The 17,889-nt window shown below is 58.9% G+C and carries 16 protein-coding genes and 1 pseudogene; 9 read left to right on the forward strand and 8 right to left on the reverse strand.

Translation table 11 applies throughout. The features are described 5' to 3' along the window. Positions 1–1,452, reverse strand: coding sequence for a hypothetical protein (locus IC50_RS02745; protein ID WP_035700090.1), 1,452 nt, complete (start codon positions 1,450–1,452; stop codon positions 1–3). Positions 1,453–1,657: 205 nt separating this feature from the next. On the opposite strand from IC50_RS02745, the gene IC50_RS02750 reads away from it, so the two are divergent. The 4 genes from IC50_RS02750 to IC50_RS02765 all read left to right on the forward strand — a co-directional run bounded on the left by IC50_RS02750 (position 1,658) and on the right by IC50_RS02765 (position 6,001). Then, positions 1,658–3,121, forward strand: coding sequence for an endo-1,3-alpha-glucanase family glycosylhydrolase (locus IC50_RS02750; RefSeq protein WP_081492328.1), 1,464 nt, complete (start codon positions 1,658–1,660; stop codon positions 3,119–3,121). A 56-nt stretch (positions 3,122–3,177) separates the two neighbouring features. Next, positions 3,178–3,957 (forward strand): class I SAM-dependent methyltransferase, encoded by a 780-nt coding sequence (locus IC50_RS02755; protein WP_157460798.1) that lies wholly within the window; start codon positions 3,178–3,180, stop codon positions 3,955–3,957. A gap of 118 nt (positions 3,958–4,075) precedes the next feature. After that, the gene (locus IC50_RS02760; protein ID WP_035700097.1) at positions 4,076–4,747 is read left to right on the forward strand and encodes an acyltransferase; all 672 of its coding nucleotides are present in this window, start codon (positions 4,076–4,078) and stop codon (positions 4,745–4,747) included. 183 nt (positions 4,748–4,930) lie between these two features. Next, the gene (locus IC50_RS02765; RefSeq protein ID WP_081492329.1) at positions 4,931–6,001 is read left to right on the forward strand and encodes a glycosyltransferase family 4 protein; all 1,071 of its coding nucleotides are present in this window, start codon (positions 4,931–4,933) and stop codon (positions 5,999–6,001) included. Positions 6,002–6,019: 18 nt separating this feature from the next. On the opposite strand, the gene IC50_RS02770 is transcribed toward IC50_RS02765, so the two are convergent. The 5 genes from IC50_RS02770 to IC50_RS02790 form a co-directional block, all read right to left on the reverse strand. Continuing rightward, positions 6,020–6,415: a hypothetical protein gene (locus IC50_RS02770; RefSeq protein WP_157460800.1), complete on the reverse strand. Its 396-nt coding sequence runs from the start codon at positions 6,413–6,415 to the stop codon at positions 6,020–6,022. Continuing rightward, the gene (locus IC50_RS38300; protein ID WP_157460802.1) at positions 6,415–7,098 is read right to left on the reverse strand and encodes a hypothetical protein; all 684 of its coding nucleotides are present in this window, start codon (positions 7,096–7,098) and stop codon (positions 6,415–6,417) included. Before IC50_RS38300 ends, IC50_RS02770 begins: the two co-directional genes overlap by 1 nt. 73 nt (positions 7,099–7,171) lie before the next feature. After that, positions 7,172–9,391 carry a polysaccharide biosynthesis tyrosine autokinase gene (locus IC50_RS02780; RefSeq protein ID WP_035700101.1) on the reverse strand — a complete coding sequence of 740 codons (2,220 nt, stop codon included), beginning with the start codon at positions 9,389–9,391 and terminating at the stop codon, positions 7,172–7,174. Between the two features lie 224 nt (positions 9,392–9,615). Further along, positions 9,616–10,230, reverse strand: coding sequence for a hypothetical protein (locus IC50_RS02785; protein ID WP_035700103.1), 615 nt, complete (start codon positions 10,228–10,230; stop codon positions 9,616–9,618). A gap of 97 nt (positions 10,231–10,327) precedes the next feature. Continuing rightward, on the reverse strand, positions 10,328–11,875 hold the full coding sequence (locus IC50_RS02790) for an O-antigen ligase family protein (RefSeq protein ID WP_244429508.1): 1,548 nt from the start codon (positions 11,873–11,875) through the stop codon (positions 10,328–10,330). 351 nt (positions 11,876–12,226) lie between these two features. Between IC50_RS02790 and IC50_RS02795 the strand changes: the two genes are divergently transcribed. Both IC50_RS02795 and IC50_RS02800 read left to right on the forward strand, forming a co-directional pair. Further along, complete coding sequence (locus IC50_RS02795; RefSeq protein ID WP_157460804.1) at positions 12,227–13,207, forward strand: glycosyltransferase family 2 protein; 981 nt, start codon at positions 12,227–12,229, stop codon at positions 13,205–13,207. 53 nt (positions 13,208–13,260) lie between these two features. Then, a complete protein-coding gene (locus tag IC50_RS02800) occupies positions 13,261–14,118 on the forward strand; it encodes an FkbM family methyltransferase (RefSeq protein ID WP_050990863.1) in 858 nt (285 codons plus the stop codon). A gap of 131 nt (positions 14,119–14,249) precedes the next feature. Here the strand turns inward: IC50_RS02800 and IC50_RS02805 are convergent, their stop codons facing one another. Both IC50_RS02805 and IC50_RS02810 read right to left on the reverse strand, forming a co-directional pair. After that, complete coding sequence (locus IC50_RS02805; RefSeq protein ID WP_050990865.1) at positions 14,250–14,858, reverse strand: hypothetical protein; 609 nt, start codon at positions 14,856–14,858, stop codon at positions 14,250–14,252. 169 nt (positions 14,859–15,027) lie between these two features. Further along, positions 15,028–16,230, reverse strand: coding sequence for a polysaccharide biosynthesis/export family protein (locus IC50_RS02810; RefSeq protein WP_035700105.1), 1,203 nt, complete (start codon positions 16,228–16,230; stop codon positions 15,028–15,030). Between the two features lie 264 nt (positions 16,231–16,494). Between IC50_RS02810 and IC50_RS02815 the strand changes: the two genes are divergently transcribed. The 3 genes and pseudogenes from IC50_RS02815 to IC50_RS02825 all read left to right on the forward strand — a co-directional run. After that, entirely contained in the window at positions 16,495–17,067 is a 573-nt protein-coding gene (locus IC50_RS02815; RefSeq protein WP_244429509.1) for a hypothetical protein, read from the forward strand. A gap of 75 nt (positions 17,068–17,142) precedes the next feature. Beyond that, a complete protein-coding gene (locus tag IC50_RS02820) occupies positions 17,143–17,418 on the forward strand; it encodes a hypothetical protein (RefSeq protein ID WP_035700107.1) in 276 nt (91 codons plus the stop codon). 142 nt (positions 17,419–17,560) lie between these two features. After that, positions 17,561–17,889, forward strand: a pseudogene (locus tag IC50_RS02825) (hypothetical protein); the annotation flags it as partial.

Below are 17,889 nucleotides of genomic sequence, written 5' to 3' on the forward strand. Positions count from 1 at the left end.
TCACTTCTGCGACGTCTCGGGCATCGACCCGCGGCGAATTGAGGGGGGTGCAGGAACATAGACAGCGCGTTTGGTGAGGAGGAGCATGACCGCCGAAGCCATGACGGTAGAGCTATGGATTGCCCATTCCGACCACCCCACTTGAAACGGGCCGCGGAGCAAGATCATGCAAAGCATCGGCGAAAGACAGAGAATGAAGTACAGCGGCGACAGCCTTTGGGCAGTGAGGCCGCGACGTTCTACCCGATCGAGAACATAGACGATCGCGACAGACATCAGCATCGCCCCAACAATCCCGAAGCTGAAATAGCCTTCGATCGGCGGCGGAGCCGAGACGTTGTCGGTGCCGAAGCCTTTCAGGATGAAGATGTAGTCATGCATGATCTCACCGACCGTTCTTCCCTTCCCGGCCCAAAGATCGCGGGGAACGAAGAACAGCAGTGCGCCCATGATGTTCGATCCCCATTCCAGGCCCTTCATTTCGACCCACATGATGGCATAGCAGAACAGATCGAGGCCTGAGAAATCAGGATGAACAAAGAACTGGGAGAACGGCCGCTGATCGAGAGAGACGTTCGCGTACCGGAAAATGGATCCGAATAGGGGCGACGCCAGCAATCCGGCAAAATAGGTGACGAGAAACAAACGGACGCTTCTTGGGCCAAATATCGCAAGCACGCAGAATACAATCAATGTCGAGGAGCGAAAACGCGCAGAAATGAGCGGGTTGTTGATGAAGAGACCCGCCAGAAGCAGAATTGCAAAACACGTCACCCAGCCCGTGTTCCGGCGAGTCAAAGCGACACTCGCACCGATGACGGGAGCAACCAGCGTGAATGGCCGGAAGAATGCCGTGACCAGAATGTTGATCATCTTGCTTTCGCCAACCACCGAACCGAAGGCCTCGCGATTCACCTGAAGCAATGACGAGCCAAGATAACCAACCAATCCCAGCGATACGACGAGCGAGGCAGCTGCCAAAAGGGTGTAGTTCGGGTTTTGCTCGGCGGCGAGGCTTCTGTCCAGAAACCGGTTATGGCGGGGTTCGGGAGCGCGAAAGGGACGATAGATGACGAAGCAGAGGCCCACGATCGTCATGAATGCGCAAAGGACGCTGGCCGGCACAACCAGGCTTACATCAGCCAGAATTGGATCGAAGTCGTTTCCGATCTGCTGAAGAGGCGCCACGGCCAGAAACAGAAGGTTGAAAACGAAAAAGACGACGAACAGCAAGTAGGATCTGGCCAGGGCGATCTTCAATCCGAACAGGGAAACAATCCCGTTCACCCCGAGTATCACTGCTGCGATCGACGATGCACGCGGGTTCGACCAGGCCTGGGTGAACGAAAGGAGCAAGTAGGCTCCGCCTGAGCCGATCACGACATAGTCGAAGACGCTCTTCGGCGTCACATACAACTGGGAAGCGGCTGCGTTACGCGAGAGCTGGTTCATAACCCAAAAACATCAGAGTTCGCCGAGCTCCGCGTTGCGGCGCCGGCTCTGGAAAGAGCACATCCCACCGCAGTTTAACCTCGGCGCAGATCGTACAGTACATATCTCGGTCGCGTTAACGCTTCGAACTCGCTCACCTTGCGGCCAAAACTCAGGTGAGATATCCTTGTAATATATAGAAGATATCAACGGAATACTTACTTGAATGCCCTTTCCCTCGGCCCGGATTTACGAAGACCTTGAGCTGCATGCCCGTATGGACCGGCGTCAGCTTCTTTCCGCCGGCATCCTCCTCGCGGGAGCATCTTCAATGCCGGCCTCGGCAGTGGCCGCGGCGAGTTCGGGAGCGAAGACGAAGAAAGTTTACGCTCATTGGCATTGGTTTCCGACCTCGTTTGATAACTGGCCGGCGGACAAAGATCAGTATGCCGACTATCTGTCGCCAGACGGGTCCCAAGGCAAACTTCGGGCCGAAGGCGGCTTCGTTCGCGAACGGCCCCTGCCTCGACCTCCACGCCCGGAGGCAAACTGGGCTGTGCTTGACATGCTTGATGAGATCAAGGCCGCACATCGCATCGGGCTGGATGGCTTCCTGTTCAACATGGGAGGCATAGACGACGAATCCCCGTACATGATCCATCTACGCAACATGCTCGAGGCCGCCCGACGGGGCCCGCCGGGATTTGAAGTCATACTATCGATCGATACCGTAATTCTGGTGAAGACACCGGTCGATGCGATCGCCGACGCAATCCTCAAGCTGGCGCGGAACTCCCACGTCGCGCGCCAATCGGACGGCCGACTGATCCTGGGGGCCTTTTCTCCCGAGCAGTGGGACGTTGGCCGATGGAAGGAACTGTTGCAGCGACTGACGGCCGGCGGAGAGAAGGTCTTCTTCTACCCAACATTTCTCGATGTGCGCAAAACGATCGATTTCATGGAGTTGATCGATGGTGCATCGATGTGGGGAGTCGACAAATTGAGCGACATCCCTCTCCTCAAGAAAGTGGGAAAGTTGGCCAAACAGGCTGGGAAGGTCTGGGCATCCGTGGTGTGGCCGCAGGACTTCCGGCCGCACAATCGCTGGTTCTCGGAATGCCACAACAGTGAATTGTTCCGGGCTTCATGGATCGCGGCAATGGAAATCGGCTCCGACGCGGTCAACATCGCCACCTGGAACGACTATTCCGAAGGATCCGAAATTCGACCGTCCACCAGCATTCAGTATGCTTTTTATGATCTCGCTGCGTTCTATATCGCTTGGTTCAAGAACGGCACGATGCCGCCGATCACTGAAGACGTGCTCTACTATTTTCACCGAATCGAGTCCACCGAGGCGGCCGGGACCGGCTCTGCTCAACCGTTTCGGTTCGCAACAAATTTGGTCAGTCGCTTTGCCGATCCGCCTCAGAATGACATCGAGCTGCTTGCGTTCCTGAAGGAGCCGGGCGAGCTCACGATAGCGACCGCGAAGGGCTCAAAGAGCCTGAAGGCGAAAGCTGGAATCACGTCGTTTCGAACTCCGCTCGTGCCGGGCAAAGTGAGTTTTCGGCTCAGCCGCGGAGACGCCAGCATCATAGACCTGCCGAGCGCGTTCGAAATTCGTGAGACCTCGGCCTATCAGGATCTGCTGTATCACGGCGGGTCGTCGTCCCGACCGCCGGTCTAGAACATTCCGGTCGTGGTACAGACGAGGACTGCCTGGATATTTGGCCGTCATTTCTCTTGAGCGCACCAGCGTCAGTGAGTCCCATGCATTCAACTTTCTTCCCGGAATTGGCCGCTGGCGGATTTTCCAGAATCGACGGCACGATTGCGTTTTATCAGCGCGTGAATGCCCTCGTGACGCCGAGCACCAGAATGATCGATTTCGGCGCGGGCCGTGGCGCGATCCATGAAGACGCCAGCTCGGAGTACCGGCGCAATCTCTGCAATTTCAAGGGACGCGTCGCCCAAGTCATCGGATTGGACGTCGACGAAGCCGTCTTCACCAATCCGTCGCTGGACGAGGCGATGCTCTTGGATCCGACGGGACGTGCGCCGCTGCCCGCCAATTGCGCCGACATCATCCTGTCGGATTGCACATTCGAGCATATTCCGGATCCGGCTCAGAGCTCCGCCGAGATGGACAGACTCTTGAAGCCCGGCGGCTGGATCTGCGCGCGAACCCCAAACAGGTACGGCTACATCGCATTGGCCAACCGCCTGATCCCGAGCGGAATTAGCCGCACCATACTCAGCTCGGCACAACCCGAACGCAAGGATGAGGACATCTTTCCGGCGGTCTATCGTTTGAACACGCCGGCTACGCTGCGGAGGTATTTTCCACCCGCGCGGTTTGACCATTTTGTATATGCCTGGGATGCGGAGCCAGCCTACCACGCCAACAACCGCAGCATCTACCGTGCATTTCAACTCGTTCAGTTTCTTACGCCTGACGCCTTCAAGACGGTCCTGATGGTCTTCATCCGGAAGAAGCTCGACTGTCCGGCGGGAGCCGCCTAGCTTTTGCGTTGGTGAATTCGCTTCCTCGAGGCGATACACTGTCGAAATAAACCTTAAAGCCGAGATCTTGACCAAACCGCAGCACTTTCGGTTATTTTGGCTGGCGCGAGGAACGACTATGCTGAAAATTGTTATTCAAGTTTTATTCCTTTTCTTCCCCTGGAAACTCCGTCGGCTGGTCCTCAACACGATCCCTGGTTTTTCCATCCATCGCGACGCGCGGATCGGCCTCTCCTTGATCCTCGCCGACGAATGCATCATGGAAGCGAAGACCTACATCGGTCATCTCAACTATATCGGCCGGCTTGATCGGTTGCAGATGGATGAAGATGCGGTCATTGGCAATCTGAACTGGATCGGTGGACTGTCGACTCGCCTCAATTCGCCGGCCTTCCGAACCAGAACGAAGCGACGTTCGGATCTTATAATGCGCAAAGCCAGTCTGGTGATGAGTCAGCATTACATAGATTGCACAGACCGGATCGAGTTTCGTCAATTCTGCGGTCTCGCCGGATTCCGCAGCCAGTTGTTGACCCACGGGGTCAATCCAATGTCTGCCCGGCAGACATGCTCTCCTATCACGATAGGAGCCTATACGATGATCGGCACCGGCGTGATCATTCTGCAGGGTGTCACGATCCCGGACTATTGCGTTGTGGCTTCGGGTGCCGTTGTAACCCACGTCGCGCCCCAGGAATATTCGATGATCGGCGGCAATCCGGCGGTTCACCAGCGGGACATCCCCAAGACCGCAAAGATCTTTCACCGGACCGCCTTCACAGTCACGTAATACTCGGACACGGCTCGTAGCCGCGTCCGGGCAGGCCCCATGCGTCGCGCACGCTGACCTGGCCTCGACAGTCCGTTGGGCGACATTGGAGATCCGCGGCGCTGTCTCGCCAAAATGCTGCGCTCGCCATCGACCATGCTTTTGCTGACATGCTGAAGGATCGACGACCTCGTGCCTGGTAAAATGATCGTTGTAGCGGGTCCCCTTCCTCCGCCGGTCCATGGCGCAGCTCTCATCACCAGGCGAGCGGCCGATACTCTGCGCGCTGCAGGATTTCAACTCGCGTTCGGCGACACCTCGCCAGGCCATGCTCCCAATCGATGGCGGCATCATTTCAATCGCGCACTGGCATACGCCCGATGCGGACGAACCATCCTTCACCACCCGGAGGCCTCGATACTCTACCTTTCTCTGTCCGGTGGATATGGACTGCTTTATGATCTCCTGGTCGTCGTCCTTGCGCGGTGGATAGGGAAGACGATCGCGTTCCATCATCACAGCTTTGCATACCTGACGAAGCGCAGCGCTATCCTGGCGTCCATTGTCCGCATGGCCGGCGCCAACCAGTTTCATATTGCGCTCTGTCCCAGGATGGCGACGACACTTTCGGAGCTGTATGGCAAGCATCTAAGAACGGTCGTCGTTTCCAACCTGGCGTTTATCGATTTGCCCGCGGTCGGAACGCGGAGCTGTGACCGGACATTCAGCTCGATTGGCTATCTATCGAACATCTCGCTCGAAAAGGGTATCGACCGCTTTCTCGACCTGATGGCTCGACTGCGAGAGAGCGGATCCGGCCTGACGGCACGAATCGCTGGTCCCTGCTCCGATTTGGAAATCGAGGACTACATCAAGCGCCGCGCGAGCGAGATCGGTGGAATTGAATATGTGGGGCCCGTATACGATGACGCCAAGGTCCACTTTCTCTCCTCGATAGACGTTCTGGTATTTCCGACGAGATACGTCAACGAGGCGCAGCCTGTCGTGATCTATGAGGCGCAGATGGCAGGCATCATCGTTGCTGCCTCCAGCCGCGGATGCATCGCCAACATGGTGTCGGAAGAATTGCTGCTCGATCCGAGCGCGTCAGATCTGGACAGGATCGCGGAACAAATCCTCGCGTGGGAAAGGTCGGGCGCCGACTTTCAAGCCGTTCTGAACGAGACCAAGCGCAACCGCGCAGCGTTGCTCATTCAGCGCGAAGATGACGCCAGAAAGTTTCTGGGGCTTTTCGAGGACCCCGCGATTGGATGAGCAGACAGCACGGCAGGGTCATTTCTGCGATAGTGAATATCGAAAGGTCGACATCTTCATCGTTCCCAGAATCGTGTCGACGCGCTGATAGCCGTAGACGGTCGCATCCTTGCAGTGATCACTATGGTAATAGCAGATCTTGACCCTGATCATTCGAGAGCAGTTGTTCTTGACGCTCACGATATGATCCATCAGCTCTCCGTTCGCGACATGCCCTTTGGCAGCCGCCTCGACATTGAGGCAAGGACGATTGGCGCCGTCGCGGATGACAGGCGATTCCGATGTGTCGGCGTCGCCTTGCATCGTGAATTTTGACTTAGTGCTTTGTGCGTGAGCTGATGGAAGGTTCTGGATCAATGTCCAGGCCGCAGCCATGCAGATCAGCAGGACAAGCCGAAAGAGCGATCGAACCATTACCGCCACATCCTTTCAGGCAACTCGACTCCCGGCACGGCAGCCTTCACGCCTTCATACGCCAGCCGCTTCGCAAAGGCTTCACGGGCGACCAGGCCAACGCCCCCGAGGCTCGCCAGCAATCTATCCTTCTGAGGCCAACCGACCCCCGTCAGAATGCGCGCCGCATCATCGGTGAACTCGCTTTCGACCATGCCGGCGAACTCGGCAACGACCTTTTGCTGCAGCTGTTCGCCAAGCAATGGAAATATCGCAAGCGCCAGCCTGTTGCGACGGAGCGCAATCCAGCCTTCGTATGGTCCAGCCGCGTACGACCGTTCGAGATAGCGGATATTTCCCGCGTCGAAACCGTCACGCTCGTTCTTCACCCAATACAGCAACAGCCAGAGAAAAGCGTCGGCCGGATCGAGCATCAAAGACGACTTCAGCTTGTTCTCCGCGGCCGACAATTTGCGTTCAGGGTCCTGGGAACCCTTTCCCAGCAGGTCCTCCTCGGCGGAGCGAAGTGCAATCAGCGCTCGGGCTCGCACCAGATCGGGGTAGGAAAGGCTCGATGGCGAGCCGGCGTCCATACGCGCCGCGATCGACTCCACGGTCCCCGGCTTGAGCTGTTCACCGACCAAAATGTGCGTGGCGACGGAGCTGACCTGCAGATCGGCCCAGAACGACGGCAGCACGATCAACGACCAGGCAACTCCGGCGATACCCGTCAGAAGCAGTACGCCCCTGCAACATTTCCGCCAAACCTCGCCCATGCTAGTCGACGTAGCCGTAACGGGCATAGTTCTTCTTGTAATAGTAACGGCTGTGATAGGACTCGTAGCGGGCAAGGCGCTTCGTATCTGCCTTGTTGAGAACGACGCCGAGCAACTTGTCCTGGATTTCCTGAGAACCACGCAGATTGTGCCTGACGACATCCATCAGGGTCTTGCCCCACTCCACGACGAATATGTAGGAGTCAACGAAAGTCGACGTCACGCGCACGTCCACTACCGGCGCCATGGGCGGCATGTCGAGCACGATGTAGTCGAACTTGTCCCTCAGCTCACCGATCAGGCCGTGCATCATCTTGGATGCCAATATCTCGTTGGTATGAAGAAGCTTGGAGGTCGTACCTGCAGCCAGAATCGAGAGCCCCGTTTGCGCATCAACCGTCAACGCTTGCTCCAATTTGGCCTTATGCGCGAGGATCTCGACCAAACCAGACTCCGCGTCGGGCGTCAGCGCGCGTGAGAGCGAGGGATTGCGGAGGTCGCAATCGATCAGGAGAACGCGCGCACCGCCATGGGCCATCAATTGCGCAAGGTTGGCAGACAGCGTGCTCTTGCCTTCATTCGGAAGAGTCGACGTAAACGCCAGCACGCGGTTCTCTCGAACAATCGAGTTTAGATCGACTGCCACCTTCGTCGAGCGCACCGCTTCGGAGAAGCGCGAGAGAGGATGATCAACGACATAACGCAGCAATCTCGCCCCGGCGTCCTTGGTCGCAGCTGCGTTCACCGTCGGCAGCAGCGCTATGCAACTCGCACCGAGCACCTCTTCGACCTGTTGGGTCGTCCTGAACACCCGGTCCATCATTTCACGCACGATCGCCAGGACGAAGCTCAGCACCAACCCGCCGAAAAGAGCCACGCCCAGCACGACAAGAGTCTTTGGATAGCTCTTGACCAGCGGTGTCGTTGCTGCACTGATCACACGCGCTTCACTGATCGGGAAGGATTGCTGCTGGACGGATTCCATGTAGCGCTGCAGGAAATTGTCGTACATCGCCTGGTACGACTGCGCATTGCTATCGAGCTCGCGTAGCCGAACCTGCGCCTGATTCGTCAGCTGGGACTCCGAAACCACCGTTGCCAAACTGGCCTTGATGCTGTCCTCGCGCGTGACGGCGATATCATAGTCGCTCTTGTAAGATTCCTGAATGCGCTTGAGCTCGTCGACGATGTTACGCTTGATCTCGTCCATCTGGCGACGCAGGTTCACCGCGGCAAGATGATCCTGGCCATACTTGGCCGACCAGATCGCTTCCTTGGCGGCCATGTCGACATACTGCCCCCGCAGCTTGACGATGGTCTCGTTCCGAAGAGCATCCGCCACCGCCGCATCCGGTATTTCGCGCTTCAGGATATCGTTGATGCGGTCCAGCCGCGCCCTGGCCTCGGCCGTCGAAGCATGTGCCCCAACCAGCTGGCTGTTCACTTCGGCGAGCTGTTGCTCGTTCATCAAGCGCCCGCCGGTATCGACAATGTTGTTGGCCGTCTTGAAATCGACGACCGCCTTCTGTGCCGCGGATGCCTGAGCGCGCAACTCCTTGATGCGATCCTGCAACCAGACGCTGGCACGACGCGTCGATTGGTACTTGGCTTCCAGCTGGTCAACGATGTAGGCGTCAGCGATCGCATTGGCGATCTGCGCCGCCTTCGCGGGATCACGCGACGTGAAGCCAATCTCCATGACGTATGTGAGACCGAGGCGCTTGATGGTACGATTGCTCTCAAAGCGCTGCAGAGCCTTGCGCTGCAATCTGAATTCGGAACCGGCACGGCCGCTGGAAAACAGATCGGAAAAGAAATTGCCGATCGACCCGATCAAGCTTCCGCCGCTGCCGAGGAACTCCGGATCTTCGGTCAGGTGCAAGTCACGAATGACCGCCAGGCTGATGTTCTCGGACTTGAGAATTTCGACCTGCGTTTCCACCGACGCGGAGTCGGGGGCCACATCACCGAGCATCGATTGCTGTTGAAACAATTGTACTTTGCGAGTGTCGATGACGATCGAAGCCGTGGAGGTGAATTGCGGAGCTTCTGTAAAAAGATAGAGAAGCGCCAAGATCACGGAGGCGGATAGGATCGCGACAATTGTCGGGAACTGATGCCGGATGACATCCAAATGCAAAGTCAGCGATTGAAATGGGGAGCCTTGAGTCTCGGCGAATTCGCGATTGATCTCCGAGGTGGACTTGTTCAGCTGCAACATCCGGTAATTCCTGAAATCAATCAATGCCCGTACTTGGGCCGACAAGCGCGCGGCGACGTGATTTCACGTATCCGCAAATCACGCACAGTCATCGACGCATGGACGCACCCAGGTGCTTCACGGGCAGTATATCGTGCGAGTCATCGCAGAAGACCAAAGGCAGCGCGTGACACGCTGCCTTGGTTTATTTTCTCTAAGGGATGCCGGCGCAAGAGGCCCGGACGTTACTGCGTCGGACTAACCGCCGGATAAGCGGTCGAGGGAGTCACCGAACCCGAATAACTCGTTGCACTGTTCGGGTAGTGCAGGCCACCAAAGCTCTGGGCACCGGAGCCGCTGCCACCAAAGGCAAACCCGGAGCCGGTCGTTGGGCCACCACCACCGGAACCGCCACCGCCGCCCGCCGCAGCGATTGCAACGTCGCCGGTCGCGGCCTGATAGGCTGCAATCACGTCCGGATTGTTCGTTCCGGCGACGGCGGCCTGAATTTCATTGGCAAACGCCTGATCGGTCTGTGCCGCCATGCGGGCCACCTGGGCAAGACCTGCGACGATGGCGCGCAACTGATCCTTCGTTGTCGCCGGGTTCTTCAACAATTCGATCAGACCCGGCACCGTCGTCGGATCCGACGCTCCGAGGTCTCGGACGCGCGAAATCAACTGCGGACCGCCATCAGGATATTGCTGCAAAAGCGTTGCAGGAGATCCCTTGAAATCGGAGATGATTTGAGCCTGCAGTTGCCGGCTGGGCGGATAAACAGCCGCGCTGGCAGCGGAGGATATCGAGCTTGCGACCACAATCACCGCTACGGCTCGAACCGTAAACCTGACAAGGTTCATAATTTCCTCAACAACGAGTTTGCCTCAATGGCCGGAACGAAAACGATGCGAAAATAGTCGAAAGAGGCAGCCCTGTCCACCAATTCTAAAGGAATAGTTAAGACCCAAGTGCCTGGAAAGAGGACTGTTTTGGCGATCCCGAGGTGCCAGCACGGGTCGGCAGCGCATTTGCCGCAGTCCCTTGCGGCTCAACGCTCCCTTCGCCGGAGTGGAAGGATTGCGCCAGACCGACCCCGAAGAGCGCAAAGAAGGGGATGCTGTAGCCCGGTATCTGCAACGTGAAATCGAGGCTGGAATGGAGCAACGCCAGCAGTGCGATGCCGATGGCTGCCAGGGGAATCGAAGCGTCACGCTTTCGGCTGAACACCCCGCGCGCAAGCACTGTGAGCATCACCGCCCAACCGGCCGACAGGAGCAGCGTCATCGGAATTCCGGCCTCCAAAGCGACCTCCAGAGGGGTCGAATGGGCTGCATTCCAAGTGCCGCGCATGGAAATATTCGGGCTGCGGAAGGGCGGAAACGCCGACTGGAAAGTCCCCATCCCGGTGCCGAACCAGGGATTATCGGCGATGATGCGCAGCGAGGACTTCCACCCCTCCAGCCGGCCGCTATCGGTCAGCCCCTGGCTGTCGAAGCGGCTCACGACACGACCACCGAGCAATTCCAGGAGAACGAGAGCTACCAAGGCGGCGGCCGCCAATGCCATCCAGACGCCGGTGCGCGGCGGAAGGTCCTTCCGCAGGAAAACGACAAAGACGAAGATCATGGAGAGGAGCGAAACAGCCACGCCCGCCCGCGAGCCGGTCATGAACATCGCCATGACGCAGATCAGGAGTGCGGCGAATTTCAGAGCGATCAAAGCCTGCGGAATTTTGGCCAGATCGCGAGAGAGATTGCTCCACCTGAAGCGTCGTCCGGGAAGGTGGCGGCGCACGTCCGTAAGAATCAGAAGCATCCAGATGACGGCACATGAGCCGAAATAGGCAGCCGCGGTATTGCGGTTGATGAAAGTACCGGTGACGCTGCTGAGATAGGCGGTCTTGTCGCGCCACAGAATCATGGTCGGTTCGATGAGGAACGAGAGTACGCCATACGCAGCGTAGAAGCTGCCTGAGAGCGCAATCACCAGCATGATCTGGCGTGCACGCCTCGCATCGACGCCAATGACAAGCCCCACCAGAATGGCCAGAATGTTTGCAAGCGGCGCCCCCAGAGCAAAGAAAGCTTCATGCCTGACAATCGAGGCCGATGGCGCAACGGCGGAATCGAACAGCGAGCCGAGCTGCTTCCAGATCGGATGATATGGCGCAATCCACGGGCTGTCGGACAGTTGTTCGTGCAGCACGCCCCCGTAAGCCGCAACAACAATGAAGACGCCGGCGATGATCCAGAGATGGGGACGACGCAAGGCCCTCGTCGGCGCAAATATCAACGCGATTCCCAGACAAGCGCACCAGAAGGCAATGGCCAGATTGTTGGTCGACCCGAACGGGAATGGCGCGCTTGCTACAACAAAGAACAGTACACAGCTGGCTACGAGATCAGCCGACCAGCGAATGTTCATCGAAACACGGCCCATCGCTTTCGTCTGACGCCCCCCAGTGGAGAATACATTAGAGCGGATGATCCCGCAGGCGTCCAGCAAGTGCCGCACTCGGAAGAGGCGGCGGTGGATGATCCATTCTGAACCGTACCCCGCCTACAGAGGTTAATTTCCGGCGTCAACTCGTCCGGGAGCACAGTCACGAGGTAGAACATTCTGCCGGCCCTGCTCCGCAATGCTTCCCGATCCACGCAGCCTCGAGTTTGTTAACAGGGCGGCTCACCCCAAGCGCGGATCTCATCCGATGAAGGGGCTGGACGGTCCCAATTTCAATCATCTACGCTGGATTTCGGCAACGTGGTCCGGTAGTGCTTCGCCCGCACCGCATCTCCAGGCTTGAGAAGCCCCGCGTCGCCAATTGCCGGCAGACTGTTTCCGGGAGAATTCCTGCTTGTGATCGAACGTTTCCACGAAGTTCTTATGTCAGACGACCAGCGTTGCTGGCCGTCTCTTTGCGAGGGTAAATTGAATATTGACGTCATCTTAGCGACACGCGGCAGACCGACGGACGTTCAAGTTCTTCTAGACCAGCTTCGACTTCAGGAACGCGCGCCTGACAGCGTCATGCTTGTGGGCGCCGAACCCAAGGATTTGCCCGGTGGTGCGGCCGTCCCGAATGATCTCGGCGTGCACCGGCTGGTTTCTCCTCGGCCGGGACTGACGTCGCAGAGAAATCACGGCATACAAACGGCCAAGAGGAAGAGCACTCCCGAGGCCTGGCTTGCGAAGATCATTGTCTTTTTCGACGATGACTTCAGGCCTGCAGCCGATTGGCTGCAGAAGTGCGAAGCGCTGTTTGCGGCTAGTCCACAGGTCCTCGCCATTACGGGAGCGGTGATCATGGACGGGGCAAGAGGCAGCATCGCAATCACCGAAGAGCAGGCTTCGGATGCGCTGGCGCAGCCTCGGGCGAGCGATCAGATCGGATACAGCAAGTGGAAGGAAGGACTGTACGGCTGCAATATGGCTTTCAGAGCGACAGTCTTCGACCAATGTGCATTCGACGAGAATCTGCCGCTCTATGGCTGGCTGGAGGATACGGATTTTTCCGGACAGATCAGGAAGTTCTCGGACATCTATCGAGATTCGAACTTGATCGGTGTGCATCTTGGGTCAAAGTCTGGACGGGTCAGTGGCTACAAATATGGCTACTCGCAACTCGCTAATCCGCTCTACCTTGCGCGCAAAGGAACAATTACCCTCGGAAAATGCGCATACTTTTGGACGCGAGCGCTCGCATCCAATGCGCTGCGCTCGCTTCGCGAGCATCCGATGATCGACTATCGAGGCAGGCTCGCCGGAAACATGGCTGCAGTGGCGGACTTGATTGCCGGATCAATTCATCCAACCAACATATTGTCTTTCCGCCGCTAGAAACGCATTGCGACCGCTACGCTCATCACAACCTGGACACGAGCACGAAAATCATGATTGATGAAAACCTCATTTACGATCTCGGCGCCCATAAGGGTGAAGACACTGGGTTCTATCTCAAAAAGGGATTCAAGGTTGTTGCCATCGAAGCTGTACCGGAATTCTGTACCGCACTTGGCCAGCAGTTTTCCCAGCAGGTAGCAACGGGGCAACTGAAGATCCTCAACCTGGCCGTCGCCAAGACGCCGGGGAATATCGACTTCTACGTCAACACGGAGCACTCGGTTTGGGGAACGGCCAATCTCGAGTGGGTCAAGCGAAACCAGATGCTGGGCGCAGCGAGCGTGCAAAAGATAACAGTCAAGGCCGAGCGGCTGGCCGATATCATGCGCGACCACGGCATTCCCAGATATTGCAAGATCGACATCGAAGGGAACGATCTTGACGCGTTGTCGTCGCTCGAGAACATTTCCGAACCCCCGCGATTTGTGTCGATCGAGTCCGAGAAGAAGAATTGGAATGATCTCGTAAGGGAGTTCGAACTGCTCAGGAGCCTGGGCTATTCCAAGTACAAAATTGTGGATCAAAGCCTCGTCTCCCTGCAGGAGCCGCCTCAGCCGGCGACCGAAGGCTGTTTCCAGTCGCACAGATTCGAACACGGCAGCAGCGGACTGTTCGGCAACGAATTGCCCGGGCGGTGGATGGACATGTTCGAAGCACTCGAGGTCTACAAGGGGATCTTCCGCGGCTATACGCTGGCGGGAGACGCAGGCATCTTCCAGGGGCGAAAGAGCGTTTTCCGCATGCTTGGCGGGATTCAGGCAGTGCTGGTACGCGCGGCCGGGCGAAAGGATTACCGCTTCCCGGACTTTCCCCCAGTTGGCTGGTACGACACGCACGCAGCGCGATAGCGCGTCGGGAGCGGATCAGCCGGGAAGCAATGAGCCCGTTTGCCGAGGCTGATTGCTCCTTGCCCGGTTCTGTTCGGATTTGCGGGCTCGGACTTTCGATGAACCGTCAGCCGCAACGGTCGTCGTTCGCATCAACTGCCTTGCCTGCCTTGCCTGGACTCAAGAGGGCAATCGATTGAATAGATCTTGAGATCCACATTCAGGCGGCTGTTCCGGGTCTGCGCCCGGAAGGCATAGAATGCCCCAAGGCTATCGCTCCCGGGATCGAGTTTTATTCCGGGGGTCAATTCGTCGGGCGGGACCAGAAGACCGATGTGCCGGCTGAGGGCGGAGATCTCGATCCGCCCCTCGCCATCCGCAAAATGCCCGCCGAGCTGGGTGGCCGTGACCTTCGGCAGGCCGCGGCGCTGATGGCAGACATCCTCCTCCCAGAGCTTGGTCTGTCGCACCAGCGGCTTGCCCGCGCCATCGGGAACGACGATATCGGGAAAAGACGGGCGCAGCATGCCGAAGAACTTGCTCTCCTTGGAGTTCGCCGAGAGACGGACGGTCAAGGACAGCTCGCCCTTGCCCCCCCTCAGGCGCGACAAGATCGGAGCATCAGGCTCGGCAGAGACCATCACGTCGATCCGATGGCGGACGCCCAGCTCAGCGGCGGCGCCGAGAGCCTTTCCGATCGGAGCAAGCCCGAAGGCGAGCGGGAGGAGCGCCAGAAGACGCCAGAATGCTCGAAAGCGCATGTAGCCCCTTGCAACACTCCGGGGTGGATCGATGACCGGCGCCATGCTCAGTGGCGCCTTGATCCAAATCCCGAACCGTAGCCCCGGCAGAACCGATTCGATTGCTAAACGAAAATGGCACCGGGACAAAGGCCCGGTGCCATCGGTTTTGGTCGATCAGGTTGGCGCCTTACGGCGCCAGCTTGATGTTGTTGCGGAAGATCAGGGCATCGTTGGAGAGGTTCACGGCATCGCTGCCGGTCGCCATGATCACACGCAGGTAGGTCAGGAACTTGGCGACTTCGACGTTGCGCGAGTTCGAGACGTAGATGATGTCCTGGTTCTTCATCATGACCTTGGTGGCGAGGAAGAAGCCGCCCGGGTCGCGGAAGTTCACATTGAAGATGACCGGGATCGTCTCCGACGTGTACTTGCTCACGTCGATGCCGAGCTGGGCAGCGACTTCGCGCGGCTCGCGGCGATAGAGATACACCGCGGCCGGATCGGCTTGGCCATCCAAGAGACCGCCGGCCTTGCCGACGGCTTCGCCGAGGTTGATGCGCCAGGCATCGAAGTTGAACTCGCCGCTCTGCCCGCTGGCACCGAACGCCAGGAACTTCTGCTGTTCGCGATAGACGTAGATGCTGTCATCCGGACGAACATAGACGTTGTTCTCGGGCGCCATCACGAGATTTTCGAACGGCACGGTCGCCCGCTTGCCGCCGCGCTCCAGCATGACCCAGGTCTCGAAGCCTTGGCCCTTGATGCCCCCGGCGCGGGTGATCGCGTCGAGCACGCGATCCTTCGCACCCGCCGCGCTCGCCGGATAACGCGCCGGCGAATTGACTTCACCGAGCACGCTGATGAGTTGGGTGCGCTGCGAGGACATCGCCACGACCGCCTGCGGCTCGATGGCGCGGTTGCCGATCTTGTCGATGATCGAGCGCTGGATCTGGACTGCCGTCAGCCCCGCGGCCTTGACCTGGCCGGCATAGGGCACCGTGATGAAGCCGTCATTGTCCACCGCCTGATCGGGGATGGTCACGAAGTTGCCCGGACGGACGCCGGCTTCCGCCGGGATGAACAGACCTCCGGCCGCGGCTTCGAAGATGGTGACGCTGACCACGTCGCCGATGCCGAACACGATACTGGCGGGCGGGCGGCGATCGGTGAACATGCCGGCGAGCCCCTTGGGCTCATGGGTATGCAGTATTTTTACGGTCGCCGGATTGAGCGGCACAAGCTCATAGGCCGGCGCATTCTCAGTCTGGACCTTGTTGTTGACGTCGTCCGTCAGCGGGCCCGAACCGGGATTGGTCGAACAGGCTCCGAGCGCTAAAGCGATCGCCAGAAACGCCGGCTTCAAAACATAGGTCTTGGCAATAGATGACATGAATCGCGCCCGAGAGTCCCCAATTGGCGTAAATTGGTACGGCCTAGGGGATGGTGCGACAAGGGTTCCAGGTGGTTAACCGTGCGATCCGTCGGCTACTGTTGCCTGCAAGCCACTCTTTGGGGGCGGGTTTAAGCCTTTGTGACTATTTGTTGTATTTCGTGTGCCCGGCCCGCGAGCAAAATACGCAACTTGGGGCCCCGGCATGTCGGGCGGAGGCGTCGCCCTTTGCTAAGGCCAGGTCCATTCAGGATAGGACTCCCCGTGTCTGACCTCCTTCTGATCCCGCTATTGGCAGGTTCCCTCCTCGGCGCCGCTGATCGTCCGTGGAGCGCTGCCGCCCCCTGCCCTGGCAGCGCAGAATTCTCGTGTCGCGAAGCGCCAATTGCCGCGATCGCCCACCCGGCCCCCTCCTCCGTCTGGAAATTTACCCGGGCCCAGGGGGCCAGGGACGGCGAGAGCTTCGCCGCCATCACGAAGACCGCGGATACGGCCCAGTCGGACCCGGACTTTGCCGGCCTGATCGTCCGCTGTGCGCCAAAGGGCAAGATCGACGTGCTGGTGGCCCTGATCCGTCCCTTCCCGCCGCGGAGCAGGCCCAAGGTCACGATCGCCGCGACCGGCGGCGGCACCTTGACCTTCGACGCCCGCATGGCGGCCGCAGGCGCTACCGTGCTGCTCCCCGACGAGGTCTCCGCCTTTGCCGCCGGCAAGTGGCAGACAGCGGCCTCGCTGTCCGTGGCGGTCAGCGAAGGCGACAGCGAGATCAAGGGCGTGGTCGCCCTGAACGGGCTGCGAGAGGCCTATCATTCGCTGCTGGCAAATTGCGGCCAATAGGCTAAATTTAGCCATACAACTTAAGGGTCTTTTTAGGTGGGGAACCTAGGGTCCGGAGCACGGAGAGTGTTTCGGATGACTGCGTTTTTGATTTTCAGCTTTCTCGTCGGTGCCGTGCTGGGGCAGCGTTTCCGCGTCCTTGTGCTCCTGCCGTTGATCTTCATCATGTTGCTCACCGCCGTCCCGGTCGGCTTGATGGTCGATCTGACGGTGGTCGAGAGCCTGAAAGGCATGGTGTTCGCAGCCATTGCCCTGCAGGGCGGCTATCTCTTCGGGTCAGGGGCCCGCTTTGGCCTTGCTGCCGCGCGTGCCGGGCGCGTATTCGCCCGCCCGGTCAAGTCCGTGCGCTGACGACGCCGGGCCGACGCTGCCACGAGCCGTTTGCGAGGCGCGCAAGAGCCAGGCTCGTTTGGCCCGCGAAGACCTCTGCTTGAAAACCCACCGCTCGCTTGTATGGTGACCTGGCCGTTTCAGGATTCCCTTCGAGCGCCGTTTGTCCCTCGCTTATTTTACCCTCATCGTTTGCATCGTTTCCGCTTCCGCTCTCGAAATCGCCGGCGCCAAGTTCGGGCCACAGCTCGCGACGATGGCCGCAGCACTGAGCTTGCTGGCGGCCGCCTCGAGCACGCGCAAGGCCGGCCACGATCACTATGTTCGCGCGACCTCGTGGAGCCGGTGGACCCTGACCGCCATTCCGCTGTGTATCGCAGCCCAACTCGTCCCGCTTCCGCTGAGCTGGGCGCATCCGATCTGGGCCAGCGCTCACGACGTCCTCGGCGGCCTGCCGCTCGGGCCGATCACAGCCGACATCGGCTCCCCCCG

The organism is Bradyrhizobium genomosp. I (2014) (assembly GCF_000261685.1).
In the GTDB taxonomy this organism is placed as follows: domain Bacteria; phylum Pseudomonadota; class Alphaproteobacteria; order Rhizobiales; family Xanthobacteraceae; genus Bradyrhizobium.

Coding starts and splice junctions, on each gene's coding strand:
- IC50_RS02800 (WP_050990863.1), top strand. CDS start 13,261: ATGATTGATGAAAACCTCATTTACGATCTCGGCGCCCATAAGGGTGAA.
- IC50_RS02745 (WP_035700090.1), bottom strand. CDS start 1,452: ATGAACCAGCTCTCGCGTAACGCAGCCGCTTCCCAGTTGTATGTGACG.
- IC50_RS02820 (WP_035700107.1), top strand. CDS start 17,143: ATGACTGCGTTTTTGATTTTCAGCTTTCTCGTCGGTGCCGTGCTGGGG.
- IC50_RS02760 (WP_035700097.1), top strand. CDS start 4,076: ATGCTGAAAATTGTTATTCAAGTTTTATTCCTTTTCTTCCCCTGGAAA.
- IC50_RS02785 (WP_035700103.1), bottom strand. CDS start 10,230: ATGAACCTTGTCAGGTTTACGGTTCGAGCCGTAGCGGTGATTGTGGTC.
- IC50_RS02770 (WP_157460800.1), bottom strand. CDS start 6,415: ATGGTTCGATCGCTCTTTCGGCTTGTCCTGCTGATCTGCATGGCTGCG.
- IC50_RS02750 (WP_081492328.1), top strand. CDS start 1,658: ATGCCCTTTCCCTCGGCCCGGATTTACGAAGACCTTGAGCTGCATGCC.
- IC50_RS02810 (WP_035700105.1), bottom strand. CDS start 16,230: ATGTCATCTATTGCCAAGACCTATGTTTTGAAGCCGGCGTTTCTGGCG.
- IC50_RS02805 (WP_050990865.1), bottom strand. CDS start 14,858: ATGCGCTTTCGAGCATTCTGGCGTCTTCTGGCGCTCCTCCCGCTCGCC.
- IC50_RS02780 (WP_035700101.1), bottom strand. CDS start 9,391: ATGTTGCAGCTGAACAAGTCCACCTCGGAGATCAATCGCGAATTCGCC.
- IC50_RS02765 (WP_081492329.1), top strand. CDS start 4,931: ATGATCGTTGTAGCGGGTCCCCTTCCTCCGCCGGTCCATGGCGCAGCT.